General features: G+C 43.8%; 18 protein-coding genes. 1 reads left to right on the forward strand and 17 read right to left on the reverse strand.

Features of this window, described 5'->3' with window-relative positions; all coding sequences use genetic code 11:
- Positions 1–277: 277 nt before the first annotated feature.
- From ACP7AE_RS04340 to ACP7AE_RS04355, 4 genes are all read right to left on the reverse strand, one after another.
- On the reverse strand, positions 278–1624 hold the full coding sequence (locus tag ACP7AE_RS04340) for a sensor histidine kinase (RefSeq protein ID WP_426241576.1): 1347 nt from the start codon (positions 1622–1624) through the stop codon (positions 278–280).
- 72 nt (positions 1625–1696) lie between these two features.
- Positions 1697–2383, reverse strand: coding sequence for a response regulator transcription factor (locus ACP7AE_RS04345; RefSeq protein WP_426241578.1), 687 nt, complete (start codon positions 2381–2383; stop codon positions 1697–1699).
- Between the two features lie 40 nt (positions 2384–2423).
- A complete protein-coding gene (locus ACP7AE_RS04350) occupies positions 2424–4145 on the reverse strand; it encodes a phosphoethanolamine transferase (RefSeq protein ID WP_426241580.1) in 1722 nt (573 codons plus the stop codon).
- A gap of 398 nt (positions 4146–4543) precedes the next feature.
- A complete protein-coding gene (locus tag ACP7AE_RS04355; RefSeq protein ID WP_198329311.1) occupies positions 4544–4984 on the reverse strand; it encodes a CopD family protein in 441 nt (146 codons plus the stop codon).
- A 63-nt stretch (positions 4985–5047) separates the two neighbouring features.
- Here ACP7AE_RS04355 and ACP7AE_RS04360 point away from each other — a divergent pair, with 63 nt between their 5' ends.
- Positions 5048–5527: a hemerythrin domain-containing protein gene (locus ACP7AE_RS04360; RefSeq protein WP_426241582.1), complete on the forward strand. Its 480-nt coding sequence runs from the start codon at positions 5048–5050 to the stop codon at positions 5525–5527.
- A 24-nt stretch (positions 5528–5551) separates the two neighbouring features.
- Here the strand turns inward: ACP7AE_RS04360 and modA are convergent, their stop codons facing one another.
- From modA to ACP7AE_RS04425, 13 genes are all read right to left on the reverse strand, one after another.
- Positions 5552–6397 carry a molybdate ABC transporter substrate-binding protein gene (gene modA / locus ACP7AE_RS04365; RefSeq protein WP_426241584.1) on the reverse strand — a complete coding sequence of 282 codons (846 nt, stop codon included), beginning with the start codon at positions 6395–6397 and terminating at the stop codon, positions 5552–5554.
- A 94-nt stretch (positions 6398–6491) separates the two neighbouring features.
- On the reverse strand, positions 6492–6983 hold the full coding sequence (locus ACP7AE_RS04370; RefSeq protein WP_201600185.1) for a molybdenum cofactor biosynthesis protein MoaE: 492 nt from the start codon (positions 6981–6983) through the stop codon (positions 6492–6494).
- Positions 6984–7042: 59 nt separating this feature from the next.
- Positions 7043–7333, reverse strand: coding sequence for a MoaD/ThiS family protein (locus ACP7AE_RS04375; RefSeq protein ID WP_060491602.1), 291 nt, complete (start codon positions 7331–7333; stop codon positions 7043–7045).
- 63 nt (positions 7334–7396) lie between these two features.
- Positions 7397–7915: a cyclic pyranopterin monophosphate synthase MoaC gene (gene moaC, locus ACP7AE_RS04380; protein ID WP_426241587.1), complete on the reverse strand. Its 519-nt coding sequence runs from the start codon at positions 7913–7915 to the stop codon at positions 7397–7399.
- A 59-nt stretch (positions 7916–7974) separates the two neighbouring features.
- Positions 7975–8733, reverse strand: coding sequence for a molybdenum cofactor guanylyltransferase (mobA, locus tag ACP7AE_RS04385; protein ID WP_426241589.1), 759 nt, complete (start codon positions 8731–8733; stop codon positions 7975–7977).
- Positions 8734–8736: 3 nt separating this feature from the next.
- Positions 8737–9267: a molybdenum cofactor biosynthesis protein B gene (moaB, locus tag ACP7AE_RS04390; protein ID WP_426138528.1), complete on the reverse strand. Its 531-nt coding sequence runs from the start codon at positions 9265–9267 to the stop codon at positions 8737–8739.
- A 66-nt stretch (positions 9268–9333) separates the two neighbouring features.
- Positions 9334–10449 carry a GTP 3',8-cyclase MoaA gene (gene moaA, locus ACP7AE_RS04395; RefSeq protein WP_193008700.1) on the reverse strand — a complete coding sequence of 372 codons (1116 nt, stop codon included), beginning with the start codon at positions 10447–10449 and terminating at the stop codon, positions 9334–9336.
- Between the two features lie 334 nt (positions 10450–10783).
- A complete protein-coding gene (glp, locus tag ACP7AE_RS04400) occupies positions 10784–12079 on the reverse strand; it encodes a gephyrin-like molybdotransferase Glp (protein ID WP_426241591.1) in 1296 nt (431 codons plus the stop codon).
- Between the two features lie 144 nt (positions 12080–12223).
- Positions 12224–13123 (reverse strand): peptidylprolyl isomerase, encoded by a 900-nt coding sequence (locus tag ACP7AE_RS04405; protein ID WP_426241701.1) that lies wholly within the window; start codon positions 13121–13123, stop codon positions 12224–12226.
- A 290-nt stretch (positions 13124–13413) separates the two neighbouring features.
- Positions 13414–14139 carry a respiratory nitrate reductase subunit gamma gene (gene narI / locus ACP7AE_RS04410; RefSeq protein WP_045447153.1) on the reverse strand — a complete coding sequence of 242 codons (726 nt, stop codon included), beginning with the start codon at positions 14137–14139 and terminating at the stop codon, positions 13414–13416.
- 14 nt (positions 14140–14153) lie between these two features.
- Positions 14154–15008 (reverse strand): nitrate reductase molybdenum cofactor assembly chaperone, encoded by an 855-nt coding sequence (gene narJ / locus ACP7AE_RS04415; RefSeq protein WP_426241593.1) that lies wholly within the window; start codon positions 15006–15008, stop codon positions 14154–14156.
- A gap of 1 nt (position 15009) precedes the next feature.
- The gene (gene narH / locus ACP7AE_RS04420) at positions 15010–16548 is read right to left on the reverse strand and encodes a nitrate reductase subunit beta (protein ID WP_055125087.1); all 1539 of its coding nucleotides are present in this window, start codon (positions 16546–16548) and stop codon (positions 15010–15012) included.
- Positions 16549–16640: 92 nt separating this feature from the next.
- Positions 16641–20399, reverse strand: a complete 3759-nt coding sequence (locus ACP7AE_RS04425) for a nitrate reductase subunit alpha (protein WP_426241596.1) — start codon at positions 20397–20399, stop codon at positions 16641–16643.
- Positions 20400–20533 lie beyond the last annotated feature (134 nt).

Below are 20533 nucleotides of genomic sequence, written 5' to 3' on the forward strand. Positions count from 1 at the left end.
GCTTCACAGTCTATTAATATCAAGGTATGCGATAAGTTTCAATCATTCAATCATTCAATCATTCAATCATTCAATCATTCAATCATTCAATCATTTAACTATTTAACTATTTAACTATTTAACTATTTAACTATTTAACTATTTAACTATTTAACTATTTAACTATTTAACTATTTAATCGTGGAAAAAATAAATGGACAAAATAAATCAGCAGATATTAAGTATAAGCGGGCAGGCATTAAGAAAACGTTAAGCTTTTTTAAAATAGAGATCTTCTCTAATGATAATTGATGATAAAGGTACTGCCACCTAACGGGTTGACTTGATGGGTAAGCTGCCAGCCCATATGTGTCATGATGCGCTGTATGATACTGAGTCCCAAGCCTGTGCCTTCTGCTGGATAATGGGCGTCAGCTGCCGATGACGATTCTGTATCCAATGAGATGTCTTTATACTGCTGCTCTAGACGCTCAAATCTCTCATATAGCAGCGGCATCATCACCTCAGGAATACCTAGACCAGTATCAGTGACGGTGATTTTTTCAGCATCGATAGTGATGATGACCTCACCCTCATCGGTGTACTGAAACGCATTTTTTATCAAATTACCCAGTGCCATTTTTAGCAGTTCAGGTCGTACGTGTGCGACATACAGCTGTTCTGCGACTATTTTACAAGTGACTGACTTATGGCGAAGCAAGTAATTTAAGCGATGTACTTCATTTAACGCGATGTCATTGATAGACGTTGGCGGTGCATCCAGTTTTTCAGGAGCACGAGACAGCAATAATAAGGCGCTGATAATCTCCGAGGTTTCTTTGGCGGTCGTACTGATACGAGTGGCAAATGCGCTCAAGTGAGGGTCGTTTTCTAGTTGTGAGGACAATACTTCTGATGCCCCCATGATAATCGTCAAAGGCGTGCGCAGCTCGTGACTGACATCACCAGTAAATAGCTGCTCGCGTTTGAGGTACTGCTCAAGTTTGTGGTTTTTTTCATCGATTGCGCGTGCTAACACGCCAACCTCGGAGGGCAGATGCGTCAATTCCGTCAAGTTGTGATGATCTGTTTCTACGGCTTGCTTTAAGTCTAATAAAGGTTTAATGATTTGCTTGGAGGACAGCGATGAAAATATCGCTGCAATCAATAAGCTCAAAATGACTGCTACTTTTAGGGCGTTGGCAAATATGTCTTCTAAATGCTCAAATATGGCCAAAACAGGGTAATTCTCCATCACCATTTCAGTGTTTTCTAAGTAAGTTAAAATATAGTTTTCTTTGTCTTTTTTATAATTAAAAAAATGTAACTCTGTTGTCGATTGACCATTTTCAGTGGTGACAGTGACGGGCATCTCTTGTACGGTTTGGGTGGCCAGTTTTTGCAGATTGCTCGGTGCGTTATCGAAGCGATAAATTTTAATACCCGGTTCAGCGGTATAAATAGGCTGATCGCCATCTTTTTCTTGGCTAAGCTCTAACTGTTGCAATAAGCGAGCTTTGACCAGCTGTTGCTCCATTCTGACTTCAGCATACATGAAAATACTGACGAAAGTGGCACACAGTAATAGGGCAAATAACAAGTAGGAGAGTCGAAACTTATTGGCAATGGAGTCGATATTAAACATGGTATTTAATTCGTTGTGAAAGACGATATGAAAGACAGTGAGAGTCAAATAAGGACATCAGACGCTGATTTTTTAGGCTTTATCTGGATCAATAATCTGATAACCGACACCAGGCAACGTGACTATCATGATTTTATCGAACGGCTTATCTACCTGCGCACGGACCCCATGCATGTGAGTGCGCAATGCATCACTGCTTGGTATGTCTTCGCCCCATACTTTTTCTTCCAGCTCGGTTTTGCTAACCACGCGCGGCGCCGCACTCATCAAGGTATGTAGTATTTTGAAGCCTGTTGGTGTGAGTTTTAGCGACTTACCTTCACGTGTAATCGTATGCTCACTATGATTTAAAGACAATGTGCCAACGGTTAAACCATGCTCAAAATGATTATCTTTATGTCGGCGTATGAGAGCCTTAATACGAGATTCTAATTCCACCAATGAGAAAGGCTTAACCAGATAATCGTCAGCGCCACTATCGAATCCTGCCACTTTATCTAAAATCGTATCGCGAGCGGTCAGCATCAATACTGGCGTTTTGTCATGCAGCTCTTCCCTGAGCTTTTTGCACAGTTTAGTGCCATCCATGCCCGGCAGCATGACATCTAACAAGATGACGTCATATCGATTATTCGAGGCGAGCGCTAAGCCACTAATGCCATTATGGGCATTGTCTAGCTCAAAGCCTTTCGGCTCAAAAAAAGCATAAATATTGGCGACGATATCGGGATTGTCTTCAATGATGAGTATCTTGTACATGAGTATTATTACCTAAAAAGGCGGAGCGATGATAAAGAATTCAATTATCCACTTTAAAAAAGGTGGGTGCTGCTTTGGTTTCGTCAGTGGTGATACCAAAGAACTGAAGCAAGGTTGGCGTAATAAAATCATGTGATACGGGCTGATCAATCATGTTAGCTAGGCTACTGTTAGCAATAGTGCTGCTATCAATGCCGTTGCCAGTCGGTGACCAAATAATCACTGGCACGTGCTTTTGTGCATTTGGCGCAATAGCATATGGCAGACCATGCAAGTAAATATTGTTTTCGCCCAAACTTTCTCCATGATCACTAATATATACCATCACCACCTCATAATCTTGCTCATAAGGTTTTAAGGTGTCGATCACGCTATTTAAAAAATAATCTGTATAACGAATGGCATTGTCATAACCATTGATAACCGATTGGTTGTCGCATTTCGATAGCTCATTGGTCATACAGACGGGCTGATATTCTGCAAAATCTTTAGGGTAACGCTTAAAATAAGCGGGTCCATGATTGCCCATTTGATGCAGCAAAATAAGGGTGTCTTTAGGTGTCTCTTTCTGTAAGCTGCCTGATTTAACCAGTTTATCAAAACCATCAAGCATGCCTATATCTCGACACTCAATATCACAATCTGGATTGAGCGCGGCTGTTTTATAATCCTCAAAAGTTACGCGGTCAGCCACCCCTTTGGCGCTAGAGTTATTGTCTCGCCAAACGACCTTGACGCCTTGCTTGTGTAGTGTATCGAGCACGTTTTCATTATAGCTAGCGCTATCAGGGTCATAATTTTCTCTATTGGCGTAGCTAAACATGCAGGGTACTGAATAGGCGGTGGATGTGCCGCATGACGAGGCGTCTTTAAAGCTGTAGATGTCTGATTGTTTTGAAAGCAAAGGCGTGGTGTTGCGCTCATAACCGTTTAAGCCAATATGGTCAGCGCGAACGGTTTCTCCTACTACAAATACCATCAACTTAGGTTTTACAGCGCTGTTGCTAGTGTTGCTAGTGTTAAAAGTAATGCTGCGTTTTGCATCTGTGGCATGAAGGATTAGCGTATCGGGACGACGGCGCTCAGCGATATAATCAGTACCCAGTTTGATAACAGAGTAAACAGGGGTAATAGGATTGACATAACTACGGACTATTTTGTGCTGGCGAAAAAAGCTGGCGTATTGGTCACCAAATGGTACCAGACACACCGCTACCAATACGATAGGTAATAATAGGGTGACTGATTTTTGAAGGGTTGCTTGTTGCCAAGACAATCGCTTTAGACGAATGTTACCAATTATGAAAGCAGGCACTATACCTAGTAAAAACAGGCGAATAAATAGACTGGGTGCCATTAATCCCATGGCTTCTGCTTGATCGGTTTGTAAGCCGTTAATGAGCATATCACGATTAAATATCGTCCCGTAGGCGTCGGTAAAGTAACCACAGATAGCTGCAATCAGCACCATTATGATAAGCACTACTTTTGCCGTTGAGCGATAACACAGCAGTGACAACACCAACCATATCAGCCCAAATAATAAGCCTGTGATGGAAAAAATAAAGCCCGTGTTTGTGCTCAATGGATAAACGCTGAGTACTTGCTCAAAAAAGCCAATATTCGCCGTCGCTACTAAGTACAGAACAACGACTATGATCAGATGATTGAGATTGATCTCACGCTCATAGAGCTTGCTTAGGAAGCGGATTTTTTTATTAGCTTTGGGGGCATTGATTTTGGCGGCTTGAGATATTGACATACAAGTACTTCTCAACAGGATGGTAAGGAGTGTAATGCCTTACAGTAACAAGTACGCTGTTAAGAAGATGTTAAGGTGGTTGAATTCAATAAGATATTAGGACATATTAGGGTCTGTTGAACATTCACAAATAGGCACTGCTGATTGATCAAATCGTTTCAGACAAGGCGCAAATTGAAGATAATGCTCGTGCCTTAGCTAGACTTGCAACACAGTATGAAGCGATTTTAACATCAGCTCAAAGAGACAGGACTCTTTTTTGCCGCTTCGTCATTAAAAACATCCGCTTAGAACGACTAAACTAGATATTTTTAATCTAAAATCGACTAAAAAATAGTCACTGTCAGTGCCGTGGTCGAATGTTCAACAGACCCTAATAACCTAAACGATGACACATCCTAATTTAAACCTGTGCGAAAGAGCGTGCCAACGACAACAAAGGCGACAGAAAACAAAGTGACCAATATGATATTGATTGAAAATCCTTGCAGGGTGTGAATAGACAATCTGGGTATTCGATAGAAACGAGCGTGCAAGGCAACCAGAACAGTCATTAGTAATAATAGTAATTTGAGAGTAATAAGAATACTAAAATCATTATCAAGTTTAAACCATGCAGCAATGTTGGGTAATAGCTGGTAGGCCATCCAAAGTCCAGTGATTATTTGCAGCACCAAAGCTGGCATCCCAACCCTTTCAAACAGCTGCTCAAATTGCATCAGGCCATCAATATTTCGGGATGATAGCGCTTTTGGTAAGACCACCAAGGTCAAAATCAGATGACCACCTGTCCAGACAGTAGCGCCTAACAAGTGTAGTATGAGTATATAGTTAAGCATAGATAACAATCCTTAAATGCCACTGACATAGGGCTTTATGTCGATTAACTGAGGTACTTAATCATGAAACGCGTCGCACAATTACAACCATTATCTCGTCAACATCATCTAGGTCTAAATCTATCTCGCCATGCTAAAGAGTGCGCTGATGAACCTAACGCAATTGCCGAGCATTGGCTAAATATCACGTCTTATATTAACGAGATGCAACAGCATTTTCAGATTGAAGACAATCTAATTGCTCATGCCTTACAGCCTCATAGCAGCTCCAAACCTGAGGTGGCATCGGTACTAAATACACTTGATGCGCAGCACAAGTCCCTGCATGCACTCATGGCAGAGGTTCAAGATTTGCCACAATCTCAAAGCAATCACGTCACCGTTGGACAAGTCAAAAAACTCGCCACCTTGCTATACGATCATATTCGTTTTGAAGAACGAGAATTGTTTCCTATCGTTGAGCGCTATCTGACAACAGAAGAATTAGAGGCTATTTATGATGCCAGCCCAGACAGTATCAAACGCTCAGATGAGAACCGCTAAAGCGCATTTGTTATCAAAGTTGTCTTAATCTATAGCGAGATAACCTGCGTCAGAAAAATACTGCTGTCCAGTAGGTGAGCGCAGATAGTTTGAAAAATCTGTCGCGGCAGTAGTGTCACTAATCACCAACCCGTCTTGCAAAATAGGGGGATAAGCGTCTGGCGCTAACGTATAGAACTGCTCAGGCGTGGCTTTAATCGCTGTCAGTTGTGATTGAGCGACAAAGCCATAATCGACATTACCAGTATGCGCATATTGAAACGCTTGCCCGATATTTTCAGCTTGAATAATACGACTTTGCTCAGCGAGCGTGTCAAAGATTTTTTGTGTTTGTAGATAGGCTTGTGCCGACTTGCCATAGGGGGCGAGTTCTGGATTGGCAATGGTGATTTTGCTATCAGATTCAGACATCAATAATGCATTTAAAGTAGTAGTATTGAGTCCTTTAAGGGATTTGTTAACGCTATAAAGTGCCAGCTGACCTTGGGTATAAGTAAAGGGCTCGTGGGTTGCTTCGTCAGCAGATTTTGCGTTATCTAGTTTTTCTTTGGCAAGTTTGGCAGGGAATTCTTGATTGGCGGATAAAAATATATCGTAAGGTGCGCCAGAGGTAATCTGCGCATATAACTTACCTGAAGAGGCATAAGTCACGTCAATCGCTTGTGCAGGCAAGTTCTTATCCATTTTATAACCCGCAATAATCTCAGGCAATACATCTGATAAGTTGGCAGCCGCTGCGATGCGCAGTGTTTGACTTTGCTCAGTGGCGTTGTTGGCGTCCGATTGAACAAGCTCAGCGGTTTGCTCTTTGCTACAAGCGGTGAGCGTTAATGCTAAGCAAGCTGATGATATTGTTATTAGTTTAATCATTATTATGAAGCCTTCTTATTATTGCTCGCCAGTGTCGCTCACTGTTATTGCTAAAGGTTAGCTATCGCTTTAAGTAGTCATTTGAAGCGCATTATTACCCATTATTACTAAGCCACTTAGAGGAATCGTCTTGGTAATATTCTTGCTTCCAAACTGGAATGTCGGCTTTAATAGTATCTAATATCCAGCGACAAGCATCAAAGGCAGGATAGCGATGGGCGGAAACCACGCCAACCCAAATAGCGACATCACCAATCTCTAATGCACCAATACGATGGATGGCAATGGCATGGGTAATCTCAAAGCGCTTTTTGGCTTCTTCAATAATGGCGCGACCTTGATTAATGGCAAGATCTTCGTAGCCATAATAAGTCAAACGATTGACGCTACTGGCATTATTATGATTGCGTACCCGTCCCTCAAAGCAGACAAACGCGCCGCAACTGTCATCATCAAGGGTGCTTTTAAGCCGACTTTCATCAATATCGGTATCTAACAGCGCAAAACCATCACGTTCAGCGATGAGGTACGCCTCATCAATGGTACGTTTAATGCTCATCGATTGACCGTGTACATTGTCTGTCATAACCATTTTCTCTTATTGTTTTTAAGATTCTTAGTGATACAGATGATAGTTAAATGGTTTTAACCACCAGCCACTGGGGTGATAAAAACCACACTATCACCCTCATAAATCTCATCTGTCCATTTAGCAAAATAGTCATTTACTGCCACGCGTAGCTCCGACTGCGGACGACTAAAGCGATGCTTTTGGCTCAGCTGTTCATACAGCTCAGTTAATGAAGTTGACTGTGGCACAGTGACTGTTTCTTCATGACAATTGGCTTCATCAGCTAAGCTAGCGAAATATAAGACGTTAATATTCATCGTGGTGTCTAACTTAGAATTTGTATTGCTTTCTATTAAAGTGCTCATAGCAATCTCCCTTATTTCTGAACTGCTTATTAACAGTTTAATTTTATAGTTTTCAAATTACTTTCAGGCATGTTGATAATCGGACTTACCACCGGTTTTTTTCATCAAATGAATATTATCAATCACAATGTCATGCGAGATGGCTTTGGTCATGTCATAAATGGTCAAGCAAGCGACACTGACAGCGGTTAATGCTTCCATTTCTACCCCAGTTTTATGGGTGACTTTCACGGTAGCAGTCACAGTGATACTGTTTTGGTCATCATCGTATGCAAAGCTTAAGCTGATTTTATCTAAGGGCAGAGGATGGCAAAGTGGAATCAAGTCGTGGGTGCGTTTGGCTGCCATGATACCGGCAATATGAGCAGTCTGAGTGATGCTGCCTTTTTTGGTCATGCCGTCAGCGGCTTTGATTTGCGTATAAATGTCCGCGGGAAAAACCACTTGTCCGAAAGCACAAGCTTCTCTGGTGCTCGCTGTTTTGCCACTCACATCGACCATGGTGATATCACCGTCGCTGTCTAGATGGGATAAGCCAGATTGATTGTTTTTATTATTGTTGTTCACTTGGTCGCTATTCATTCTTTATTTCTCTTAAATGGTCAGTTTTTCTGAAAGCTAGTTTCTCTCAATAAACCTTTTTATAAGTCGTTTAAAGCTAAACAGGCATGCTCAAAATCTTTAGGCGTATTAAAATTGGTTAGATACTGCCAGTTTTTTGCGAAAGGAACGGGCTGCACAATTGGCTGAATAAACTTCATTACTTGCCGCTGTCCATCGTCAATATAATCCTTTAAATCAGGTTCAATACTTAAACGATATAAACCTAACAAGGGGTATAAATGATGATCATCGGAGAGACAAATAACAGTTTTATCAGGATTTTTCGTCATATAAGGTCGCAGTTTTTGCCATAAATCGGTGACAGGAATTAAACTGTCACAGCTGATAACCATCAACCAAGATATATGTGGGCTTGTGTCTGTCGTTAATTCTATTGAGCTTGTTACAGATTGCAACGCTGACTCAATCGCTACCAACGCGCCACCTGTTTCAATCGGCTTATCATCGTTGCTTGACAGAATCTTGTTAGAAAGATCGTTAGCAGATAGATAATCATTAATATGAAAGACTGGCGATGGCGAATTCTTAAGCAAATCTGGATTGATGCTAAAGCCGCGTCCGTTATCGGCAATCATAATAGGTAAGTTGCTTGTCAATGCAGCACTCAATTCAAGCGCTTGTCTAACATGATAATCAAGCAAACACTCGCCTGTCGGGAGTATCAACTCAGCTTTTGGCGTTCCCATACGTTTGGATGCGCCGCCCGCCAAAATTACGATACCTGCTAAATGATTGAATCCATCTGCTTTGATTAAGCTATCCGCAACTTCAAGCATTAATTAATCATGACCTGGATTGGTACGCATAAAGTGCGGGACAAAATTACAGGGGCGTGTGCGGTTATCAAGCTGCTCTTGTAAGATACCTTCCCACGCAGTGCGGCAAGCGCCTGATGAGCCGGGTAAGCAAAAAATACCCGTGCCATTCGCCATACCAGCCACAGCGCGAGATTGGATGGTAGACATGCCGATATCGTCTTTTGAGATTAAGCGGAACATCTCACCAAAGCCATCAACCGATTTATCAAATAATACGCCAACCGCCTCTGGCATACTGTCGCGAATATAAAAGCCAGTACCGCCAGTGGTGATAATAGCGTGCACATTTGGGTCGGCAATCCAACCGCTGATGACGGCTCTGATTTTATAAATATCATCAATAATCAGCTGACGATCGGCAAGTTGGTGTCCTGCTGTGGTCAGCTGGTCAACCAAATACTGCCCTGAGGTATCTTCTGCAAGAGTACGACTATCAGAAACCGTTAAGATGGCGATATTAAGCGGGGTAAAGGGTGCTTGCAGCTTACTCATGAATAATCCTTAATAAATAGGCTTGTTATGGAAATAAAAGTTTTTATTATTGATACATTATTGATTTTATCCACCAATCATCGACAAGTTATTCATCATGCCGCTGTTTGATTCGTGAAGATGATGATGCTCAGGTTTAATCGGCATAAAGCTGTGCAAGGTATTCACAAGCCCTGCCACATCGTCTTGTTCGAGATGCTGACGAATATCGTAGTTACCTTGATCAAATAGACACAGATGCACCTTGCCTTGACTGCTGACCCGCAGACGATTACAACTGTCACAAAAATGGGCAGCATAAGGAGCAATCATGCCGATACGGCCTTTATAATCTGGATGGCTATATTCTATCGCTGGACCGTCATTGCTGCCACGGACATGGGTTTGCCAGCCGTTTTTTAATAAGTAATTGGTAATAATATCGGACTGTGCGTGCTGCGCAAAAAATAAGTCGCTGTTGTCACTGGTTTGCATAAATTCAATAAACCGATAAGTAACAGCTCTATCTTTGACATAGTCGATGCCATTCATCAGATTTTCAAAGGCAGTTTCAGCCATTAAAATACTGTTTATTTTTAGTTTGATATCCGTGGTCGCTAGTAATTTATCCATATCAGTCAACAGCTGCGGCAACATATCAAAGCCAGTCATTTTATGAAAAGTAACAGCATCAAAGCTGTCCATACTGATATTAAGCTGATTCAGTCCAGCCGCTTGCCAGCTGGCTAAGTGCTTACCAAGCTTATAACCATTACTGGTCATGGCAACGGTTTCAATGCCTTCGGTGTTTTTGATTGTTTTAATAATATCGACCACATCACGGCGTATAGAGGGTTCACCGCCCGTAATCCTGACTTTTTTAGTACCAACTTCCGCAAATCCACGGATTAAAGTAGCAATTTCAGTGACGCTAAGCTCATTTTGTGGTGGTTTGCCTTGATAGCCATTGGGCAGGCAATATTCACAGCGAAAATTACAGAAATCAGTAATCGATAGACGTAAGTAGGTGAGACGTCGTGCGAAACCATCGGTTAATGGTTGAGAGAGCGTGACCGGAAAATACGTCGACGTGCTAGCAGTTTTCGATGCAACGTTCGATGATGAGTCACCATCAAAAATAACGGGTGCAGCGGCAGGCGCATACAATTGCGCATTACCTAGGGTAGGGGCAAGATGGTTCATAGATGATTACCATTAATATTAAGTATAGTGTGTACTTTTAGGCGTTGCCTCAGGTTGTGAGTGGGAAGTTCTATTTGGGTATGATTATGACAGCTTGCTAGCAAATAACCATTCACCGTAAGTGACCCAAAAACTACCACTAAAGTAGTAGATGCTACTTGGTTATGATTTTTAAAATCAACATACGCCCCAAGCAGTTTCTCATGATTCATGGCTAATCAACAGTATAAAGAATGCTTAACTGTGTAACGCTTTATACCCTTGATTAGCCATGCAGCTTTTTAACTATACTGTTATTAATGATTCAATTATTTAGCTGTTGTTTAGCGATTATTTAGCAATGCAACCAAGGAAAGGGCTGCACTTTTACGGTTTCACCAGCGGCTACATTGCCAGAATCTTGTGCTAGTACAATGAAGCAGTTGGCGTGGCTTAGTTGTTTGATACGGTGTGATTGTTGCTTGGTAAAGCTTTCAACTTGGAAATCGCCAAGTTCGTTTTGGGACAATATGCCTCTTTGAAAATCCATCCGTCCCGCTGATTTTTTGATATCATTTTTAAGCGTTGCAGTGAGACTTAACTGCATAGGTCGCTCTTGTTGCGCAGCGCCTGCCATTTGCCACAAGGCTGGAATGACAAATTGCAGACTACCAACGATGGTCGATAGCGGATTGCCGGGTAAGCCAAAATATAGCACGGGCTTGGCAAGATCTTTGGTTAGCTCGCCAAAGACAAATGGCTTACCGGGCTTCATCGCGACTTTATAGTGGTTAATCTGTCCAAGCTGCCCAATGACAGTGGTTAAAAAGTCATAGTCGCCAACCGATACCCCAGCCGTGGAGATAAGGACGTCACACTCTTGCATGGCTTGGGTTACGGCGGCGGTGGTTCTATCTAAATCATCTGGGATAATGCCATAATCACGAATAGTAATGGGTAAATCAGCTAGTAAGCTTTTTAGGGTAGGCGTGTTCGAGTTATAGATTTGCGCCAAACTGGTCAGCTCATTGCCAATCGCCACTAGCTCATCACCGGTTGCGAGCACACCAACGATTAAAGGCTTATATACCGTCACTTGACCAAAGCCCAAATTAGCCAATAAGCTAATATCAGCAGGATTTAGGCGTTTACCCTTTAATAGAACCGCTTCGCCAACTTCAATTTCTTCGCCTTGTTTACGGATATTGTCATCATGCTTAGCGTCTTGACTGAGGGTAATAGTATAAAGCTGCGATTTATCAATGCTGCCTTTTATGGCGGCAAAGTTGGTGTTTTCTTGCATGATGACCGTATCACAGCTATCAGGAACGACCGCACCGGTAAAGATACGCACCCCTTGTCCTGCTGAAATGTCGCCACTATAAGGACTGCCCGCTTGTGATTCACCCACGATATCAATCGTGCTGTCTGCTGAGAGTAGGCTGTCTTTAGCGATCGCATAACCATCCATCGCCGATAGATTTTGTCTTGGTATGGCAAAAGGCGAGACAATATCTTCTGCCAATATATGATGACGGCTGTCTAATAAATCGTAGCTTTCGACCACTCTTTTGTGTAGCGGATAGTCGTTAGTATTATAAGTTTCTATGCGCTGCTGTATTTCAGAGATAAGTCCTGCAACCGTAATCATAAACGTCTACTCATTTTATTAATATTGAACTGTGTTATTGATATTGAACGACACATAGCATAAAAAGGGTGTTGTATCACAAGAACCTTTATACCATAGCAGCTACTTTATAACATAAGAATTAAGTGACCGACAGCGGACTGCTTAGCCGCGGAAGATATTCTCTTGCTCAAGTGTCATCTCGATACCTTGGATATCAGCCTCATGCGCTAAGGTAAACAAGTAGTCGCATAATGATTGGTGAAAGGCTTGTTGGCTCAATTTGTTGTGGATTGCAGGGCTGACTTGCTCATAAGTCATCTGTATCCCAGGTTCCTTATTGAGCACCTCAACGATATGAAAACCGTAACGGCTTTCGATAGGACTTGGCGCAAGTCCTTTATCGAGCTTAAACAATACACCTTCAAATTCTGGTACGGTTTGACCTTTGCTAATCACACCTAGTTCGCCACCTTGCTCTTTTGAAGGGCAAGCAGAATACTGGCGTGCTAACTGGATAAACTCGGCATCAGGATTGTCATTATTTTTGATTTGTTCGATAAACTCATACGCGGTTTTTTTAAGCTTTAAGCGCTCATCGCCATCTTCAGGCGGGCATGCCAATAAAATATGGCGTACAGTCATGATGGGATCAGTCTTAAAGTCAGTCATATTCTGCTTATAATAGCGCTCACAGGTTGCCATATCTGGCATCGTTGCTTGAACGTTTTTGTCTATTAAAGTAGAGATAGCTTGCTCTTCGTCGTTTTCCCACGCCGCTTCACCAAGGCTTGGCTCATCTAAAACCGCCAATCTCAGTAATTCGCGCACAACCAGCGCTTGCGTCGCTAAAAAGACGGCGTCTTCTTTGTTTTCTGCTGGATGATATTGCAGCTCTTGAGCAATATTGGTTCTATCTATCATCACCCCATTGACCGTCACTGAAGGCAGCTCATCACGGCTAGAGGCAATCAGGTTTTTATGGTTGCTGCGCTCTTCCGCCATTGCTTTTTCGATGAACTCTTGGTCAGAATGCGGTTTTTGCAAATCAGATAAGGTTGGCATTACTCTAAGAATATCATCACCGCGACCAGTAGGGGTGTGATCGGCATGACTGTGACTGTCATTATCATGGCTGTGATGATTACCACTGTGCACATGAGCGTTTTGGTTGGTCGCATGGTCGGCTGGATTGTAGGTACTGACAGTCATGGCTTTGCTCCACTAAGGATTCTGGTAATAGAAATTCTAAAATATAGGGCGTGTTGATTCATCGTTAAAGGTAGGGTAAAGAGCAATATCTAGGTGAGGATAGGGTTGAAAACGCCGTTCCATTTAGATACTGCTCTACAGCCTTACTGAGAGTTCTTTTGTCTGACAATTTGATAGCGACGGCCGAAATACCAAATTGGCGCGCTGATGATATGAATAAGCCGTGTAAACGGAAATATCGCAATCAGGGTGATGCCTAGCGCCATATGCAGCTGATAAATTAAGTCAGTTTGCTCAATGCGCGCCGCTGCCTGCAAAGGTCTTAATATTGTGATGTCCTGTGCCCAGCCTGCCAAATTCATCATGGTATAGCCATCTAAATGCTTCACTGACGTAAAGATGGACAGCAGACCTAAGTTCAGCTGGATAAATAACAGCACCAGTACCAGCTTGTCTGAGAACGATGAGGTGTTTGAGATACGGTCATCGGTAAAGCGTCGCCACATGAGCATGACCAAGCCAAACCAACAGAATACCCCTGCGATACCCCCAACGACCACTGCTAAAATCTGCTTATGCCCAGCGCTGATAAATCTGTCATAAAGAAAATGCGGTGTCAACATGCCAAATAAATGACCCAGCAAGACTACGATAATGCCAACGTGGAATAAGTTACTGGCAAGGCGCATGTTTTTGCTTCTGAGCATCTGCGTCGAGCCCGTCTTCCATGAATACTGAGATAAATCAAAACGTACCCAAGTACCAATAATAGCGATGGTCAATGCCACATACGGATAAACGCCAAAAAGGAAAATTTGTAGCCAGTTTAGGTTGGCTAAAGACTGCACACTAGGATCTGCGATATTCATGTCCTTTCTCCTTATTATGATTTAACCGGTTGGTTGGTTTTAAAATCTACCCAGTGCACTGGAGCATCGACTGCATTAGCAGCAGAGGCATTTTTTATACCAGCTTTTGCTGCAAGATTTTGGGTACTTGTTTGTGACGGGCAGCGCTCTTCTTGTTGCGCATCCAAAAACGTCACCACTTCTTCTTCCCATTCTTTATCTAATGCTTCAAAGCTGTCATCACGCTTCTCTTTGCTGATTTTTTCTTGATACTCTTCAACGATATCGAGCGGTTTACCAGCGATTTGCAATAGCGCATTAAAGCAGCCTTTATACAAGCTACCGCGACCCTCTAATCTGGCAGCAAGCAAAGCGAGGATATGGCTCACATCAGCGATATCCATACGAATTTGAATGTCGTCTTCAATAATGGTTGCTTGATACGCTAAAAATTCAAGATACAAAGGCAGATAATCAGGCAGCTCTTTGACGCTAATCTCAAAGCCCGCTTCTTGATATTGACCCATCAAATCGACCATCGCTTGACCACGGTCGCGCGATTCGCCATGTACATGCTCAAACAACCATAGTGATAAAGAACGCCCGCGCTCAAACAGACCGTCATAACGCGCTTGCGCCTCAAGAGAGCCGGTATCGATTAAATCTTCAATCAAATCGATGATTTGCGCACGTACTTCAGGGCTAATTAGTGTTGATTTGGCGACAATCTCTGTGCAATCGGCAAGCGTATCGCCGAGAAACAGCTCATTACTTGGATAATCGATAAGTAGACTGAGTACCTTGAGTAGTTTTAAGTCTGAATGGCCGATGGTTGGTTGGGTAATTGGCTCATGCACTGAAGTGCTGTTATTAAGTTGAGTAGTTTGCATCTTATGACTCCCACTTTTGGACAGTATCGATGAAATCGCGGCGATTGGTTTTGCGTTGTCCAAACATGCTATTGTCCGAATGTCCTGAACAGCCTTCGCCAAAGGTGAATCCGCAACCATTACGCTCAGCGAATGCATCACTCAATGCTTCTTCACGATGCGCCGTTGGAATTACAAAGCGATCTTCGTAGTTGGCGATAGCCAAGTAGCGGTACATCTCTTCCACTTGCAGCTTGGTCAAACCCACATCATCCAAGATACTTTGGACTTCTTGTTTTTCAACCAATTGCATACGCTTGTAGCTACGCATAGCCAGTAGGCGCTTCAATGCCAAACGTACTGGCTCTTCATCGCCTGCGGTAAGCATGTTTGCTAAATAGCGCAGTGGAATACGTAAGCTGTCGACATCTGGAATCAAACCATCCATACCGACTTTGCCTGCTTCAGCAGCATTTTGAATCGGTGATAATGGCGGTACATACCAAACCATCGGTAGCGTGCGGTATTCAGGGTGTAGCGGTAGCGCAAGTTTCCAATCCATCGCCAGCTTATAAACTGGTGAGCGCTGGGCTGAATCAATGACCGATTGCGGTACACCGTCTTTTAATGCTTGGGCGATAACAGCAGGGTCATTTGGATCTAAAAATACGTCTAACTGTGCTTGATAAAGGTCTTGCTCGTTAGGGGTGCTTGCTGCTTCAGCGATTTTGTCAGCATCATAAAGCAAGACGCCCAAGTAGCGGATACGACCAACACAGGTTTCTGAACAAACGGTCGGTAAGCCGGCTTCGATACGTGGATAACAGAAGATGCATTTTTCGGATTTCCCCGACTTCCAGTTGTAGTAAATCTTTTTATACGGGCAGCCTGAGATACACATGCGCCAGCCGCGACATTTTTCTTGGTCAATCAAGACAATGCCGTCTTCTTCACGCTTATAAATCGCGCCACTTGGGCATGACGCCACGCAAGTTGGATTCAAGCAATGCTCGCACAGACGTGGCAGATACATCATAAAGGTGTTTTCGTACTCGCCATAAATCTCCGCTTGAATATTGTCAAAGTTCTTATCTTTGCGACGTTTTTCAAACTCTGAGCCGAGGATTTCTTCCCAGTTAGGACCCCATTCAATCTTTTGCATACGCTTGCCAGTAATGGCTGAGCGCGGGCGGGCGATAGGTTGATGGTTGCTGATAGGCGCAGTATGTAAATGCTGATAATCGAAATCAAACGGCTCGTAATAGTCATCAATTTCTGGTAGGTCAGGGTTAGCAAAGATATTTGCCAATACTCTGAATTTACCGCCGATGCGTGGATTGATAGTGCCATTGGCATTGCGTATCCAACCACCTTTCCATTTGGTTTGGTTCTCCCACTCTTTGGGATAGCCAATACCGGGTTTTGATTCAACGTTGTTAAACCACGCATACTCCATACCTTCGCGGCTGGTCCAGACGTTTTTACAGGTGACTGAGCAGGTGTGACAACCGATACATTTATCAAGGTTAAGCACCATGCCGACTTGCGAACGAATTTTCATGGATCTGTGCTCCAAATAATAGTAAAAAAGCAGCTTTATGTTCTTCCTAGATATCCTGAAATCAGGATATCTTTTCGATAGAAGAAACAGCTTTACCCTTCAATGCTGGTTGGTAACGGACGTGGCAATTCGTTATCTGGCTTATCTTCTAGCCAGTCGATTTTTGACATTTTACGAATCACGACAAATTCATCACGGTTACAACCGACGGTGCCATAATAGTTAAAGCCATAAGACTGCTGGGCGTAGCTGCCAATCATATGCGTCGGTTTCAAAATCGTCCGAGTGACCGAGTTATGGATACCGCCACGCGTGCCTGTTTGCTCAGAGCCTGGAATGTTGACCAATTTCTCTTGGGCGTGATACATCATGGTCATGCCTTCTTTCACCCTTTGGCTGACGATGGCACGGGCAGTGATTGCCCCATTAGCATTGAACAGCTCAATCCAGTCGTTATCGACGATGCCGGCTTTTTGCGCATCGACTTCTGACATCCAGACACAAGGTCCACCGCGACTTAGGGTCAGCATCAGCAAGTTTTCAGAGTAGGTACTGTGGATGCCCCATTTTTGGTGCGGGGTTAAGAAGTTCAGTACAATCTCTTTATTGCCATTTGGTTTGGCGTCTTTGAGCAGCTCAGTGGTCTTGGTATCGATAGGTGGACGATACTGCTGCATTTGCTCACCAAACGCCTGCATCCAAGGATGGTCTTGATAAAACTGCTGGCGACCAGTAATCGTACGCCATGGAATCAGCTCATGGACGTTGGTATAGCCCGCGTTATAACTGACCTGATCCGACTCAATGCCTGACCATGTCGGGCTTGAGATGATTTTGCGGGGCTGTGCGACGATATCTTTAAAGCGGATTTTTTCATGCTCGCTAGATTTGGCAAGATGAGTATGGTCGCGACCAGTAAATTCAGAGAGTGCGGCCCAGCCTTTTACGGCGACATGACCATTGGTCTCAGGCGCGAGCATCAAGATCATCTCAGAAGCATTAATGGCTGTATCGAGACGTGGTCTGCCTTCAGAGATACCCGTTTCAGTCACGCGGTGGTTTAAATCACCAAGCTGTTTGACCTCGGTTTTCATATCCCAATTCAAGCCTTTTGAGCCATTGCCCAGTTTTTCTAAGGCAGGACCCATAGAAGTGAACTTTTTATAAGTGCTCGGATAGTCACGCTCAACCACTTTAATCATGGGACAGTTTTTACCCGGTATAGGTTTTTCGCCAGCCGTTTTCCAGTCAGTGCCACCAAATGGTTGTGCCAACTCACCTGGGGTGTCATGTTGCATCGGCAAGGTGACAACGTCAGTTTCAACACCTAAATGACCTTTTGATACTTCAGAGAAGCTCTTGGCAATGCCTTTATAAATTTCCCAATCGGTCTTAGATTCCCACGCAGGGTCAGTCGCGGCGGTTAATGGGTGAATGAATGGATGCATGTCTGAGGTATTCATGTCATCTTTTTCGTACCAAGTTGCAGTTGGTAGCACGATGTCAGAATACAAACAGGTAGAAGACATGCGGAAATCTAGGGTGACAACCAAGTCTAATTTACCAGTAGGGCCTTTTTCTACCCAATCGACTTCTTTTGGTTGTAGGTGACCTTCTGCATTTTCTTTATTGAGCAAGCCGTTTTTGGTGCCCAAGAAATAATGCAGCATATATTCATGACCTTTACCTGATGAGCCCAATAGGTTTGAGCGCCAGATAAACATGTTGCGAGGGAAGTTGGCTGGGTTATCAGGTGATTCACAAGCAAAGCGTAAGCTGCCATCTTCGAGAGAATCGACCACATATTCTTCCACACCTTTGCCACTTTCTTTGGCTTTGGCAGCGATGGTCAGTGGGTTACGGTTGAGTTGTGGTGCTGAAGGCAACCAGCCTGCGCGTTCTGCTTGAATGTTGTAATCAAGCATATGCTCAGGGAAGAACTTTTTATCAACGAGAGGCGAGAGTATCTCATGGGCAGAAATGGTTTCGTGACGCCACTGTGAGCTGTGATTGTAGAAGAAGCTCGTACCATTCATATGACGCGGCGGACGATGCCAATCAAGCGCAAAGGCCAATGGCAACCAACCCGTTTGAGGGCGCAGTTTTTCTTGACCAACATAATGTGCCCAGCCGCCGCCAGATTTGCCGATACAGCCACATAGCATGAGCATGTTAATCACGCCGCGATAGTTCATATCGAGGTGATACCAGTGGTTCATACCCGCGCCGATGATAATCATCGATTTACCATGAGTCTTATGGGCATTTTCAGCGAATTCACGCGCGACTTGAATGACGCGCTCACGGCTTAGACCGGTGATGACTTCTTGCCAAGCAGGCGTACCCGGTACGGTGGCATCGTTATAGTCATCGGTGACATGCTCGCCGCCAACACCATTATCCACGCCAAGGTTGGCAACGGTTAGATCAAAGACGGTCGCAACGATAGCGGTGCTGCCATCGGCAAGGGTAATGGTTTTACAAGGAACGGTTTTTTGCTGTATCGCTTCGCCCGGTACGGAGGTGAAATGTGGATGATCCACATGACCAAAGTAATCAAAGCCGACTTTGCAGGTCTCATTGCTGTCTTTTAAAGTCAATGTTAGGTCAATTTCTGCGCCTGTCGTACCATTTTTTTGCTCAAGGTTCCATTTGCCTTTTTCGCCCCAACGATAGCCAATCGAGCCGAGTGGAGAAACCAGTTCACCATCACTATTTAGACCGATGGTTTTCCATTCAGGATTGTTTTCTTGACCTAAATTATCGATTAAGTCAGAAGCGCGCAGGTAGCGACCAGCACGGCGTGCGCCTTCTTCACCTTCTAGCATCACGAGCACTGGTAAATCGGTATAGCGTTTGGCGTAACCTAAGAAATAGTCACTTGGCTGCTTAAGATAAAACTCTTTGATAATGACATGACAGAATGCTTGCGCAACAGCCGCATCAGTACCCTGTTTTGGATTTAGCCATAAGTCAGTTAACTTAGAAACCTCCGCATAATCAGGGGTGATAGAAACGGTCTTAGTGCCTTTATAACGGACTTCAGTAAAGAAATGCGCGTCTGGTGTACGCGTTTGCGGAACGTTTGAACCCCATGCAATAATATAATCAGAGTTGTACCAATCAGCTGATTCTGGCACGTCAGTCTGCTCGCCCCAAACCATCGGCGACGCTGGTGGCAGGTCACAATACCAGTCATAGAATGACAAGCAAACACCGCCGATAAGTGATAAATAGCGACTACCGGCGGCGTAACTGACCATCGACATCGCAGGAATCGGAGAGAAGCCAACGATACGGTCAGGACCAAAGGTTTTGGCGGTATAGACATTACTAGCAGCGATAATTTCATTAACTTCCGCCCACGTTGAGCGAATAAAACCGCCCAAACCGCGCTTGGATTTATACTGTTCTGCTTTGATAGGGTCTTGGACAATGCTGCCCCACGCATCGACAGGATCAGGATACTGCGCTTTAGCTTCACGCCATAATTTTAGAAGCGGCTTACGTACTTTAGGATATTTCACACGGTTCGCTGAATACATGTACCAGCTATAACTTGCGCCACGAGGACAGCCACGCGGTTCGTGGTTTGGTAAGTCTGGACGGGTTTCAGGATAGTCAGTTTGCTGCGTCTCCCACGTGACCAAGCCATTTTTTACGTAAATTTTCCATGAGCAAGAGCCGGTACAGTTGACCCCATGCGTTGAACGCACGACTTTGTCATACTGCCAACGGCTACGATACACGTTTTCCCAGTCACGAGACTCATCGCGCGTCTCACCATGCCCATCGGAGAATTCGCCCTTTTTACGTTTAAAAAAACGGAATTGGTCGAGTAAATGGCTCATTTCGCTATCCTCTGTATTATTGCCTATGGGGTATCTAAAGCTGAATGGCGTGGTAAAAACAACCCTCTGCCCAAGCTGTAAATGTTTTTCGATGGTATTATTTTAAGTAAGCCATCGCCCTCTTGCTATCCGCT

Source organism: Psychrobacter sp. TWP2-1-2 (genome assembly GCF_049896785.1).
Lineage (GTDB): Bacteria > Pseudomonadota > Gammaproteobacteria > Pseudomonadales > Moraxellaceae > Psychrobacter.

Excerpts from the sequence above, each read along its gene's own strand:
- ACP7AE_RS04405 (WP_426241701.1), bottom strand. The coding sequence starts at position 13,123 with ATGCCAACCTTATCTGATTTGCAAAAACCGCATTCTGACCAAGAGTTC.
- ACP7AE_RS04375 (WP_060491602.1), bottom strand. The coding sequence starts at position 7,333 with ATGAGCACTTTAATAGAAAGCAATACAAATTCTAAGTTAGACACCACG.
- ACP7AE_RS04425 (WP_426241596.1), bottom strand. The coding sequence starts at position 20,399 with ATGAGCCATTTACTCGACCAATTCCGTTTTTTTAAACGTAAAAAGGGC.
- narH (WP_055125087.1), bottom strand. The coding sequence starts at position 16,548 with ATGAAAATTCGTTCGCAAGTCGGCATGGTGCTTAACCTTGATAAATGT.
- ACP7AE_RS04350 (WP_426241580.1), bottom strand. The coding sequence starts at position 4,145 with ATGTCAATATCTCAAGCCGCCAAAATCAATGCCCCCAAAGCTAATAAA.
- ACP7AE_RS04360 (WP_426241582.1), top strand. The coding sequence starts at position 5,048 with ATGAAACGCGTCGCACAATTACAACCATTATCTCGTCAACATCATCTA.
- mobA (WP_426241589.1), bottom strand. The coding sequence starts at position 8,733 with ATGCTTGAAGTTGCGGATAGCTTAATCAAAGCAGATGGATTCAATCAT.
- ACP7AE_RS04370 (WP_201600185.1), bottom strand. The coding sequence starts at position 6,983 with ATGACAGACAATGTACACGGTCAATCGATGAGCATTAAACGTACCATT.
- glp (WP_426241591.1), bottom strand. The coding sequence starts at position 12,079 with ATGATTACGGTTGCAGGACTTATCTCTGAAATACAGCAGCGCATAGAA.
- modA (WP_426241584.1), bottom strand. The coding sequence starts at position 6,397 with ATGATTAAACTAATAACAATATCATCAGCTTGCTTAGCATTAACGCTC.
- moaA (WP_193008700.1), bottom strand. The coding sequence starts at position 10,449 with ATGAACCATCTTGCCCCTACCCTAGGTAATGCGCAATTGTATGCGCCT.
- narJ (WP_426241593.1), bottom strand. The coding sequence starts at position 15,008 with ATGCAAACTACTCAACTTAATAACAGCACTTCAGTGCATGAGCCAATT.
- moaB (WP_426138528.1), bottom strand. The coding sequence starts at position 9,267 with ATGAGTAAGCTGCAAGCACCCTTTACCCCGCTTAATATCGCCATCTTA.
- ACP7AE_RS04355 (WP_198329311.1), bottom strand. The coding sequence starts at position 4,984 with ATGCTTAACTATATACTCATACTACACTTGTTAGGCGCTACTGTCTGG.
- narI (WP_045447153.1), bottom strand. The coding sequence starts at position 14,139 with ATGAATATCGCAGATCCTAGTGTGCAGTCTTTAGCCAACCTAAACTGG.
- moaC (WP_426241587.1), bottom strand. The coding sequence starts at position 7,915 with ATGAATAGCGACCAAGTGAACAACAATAATAAAAACAATCAATCTGGC.
- ACP7AE_RS04340 (WP_426241576.1), bottom strand. The coding sequence starts at position 1,624 with ATGTTTAATATCGACTCCATTGCCAATAAGTTTCGACTCTCCTACTTG.
- ACP7AE_RS04345 (WP_426241578.1), bottom strand. The coding sequence starts at position 2,383 with ATGTACAAGATACTCATCATTGAAGACAATCCCGATATCGTCGCCAAT.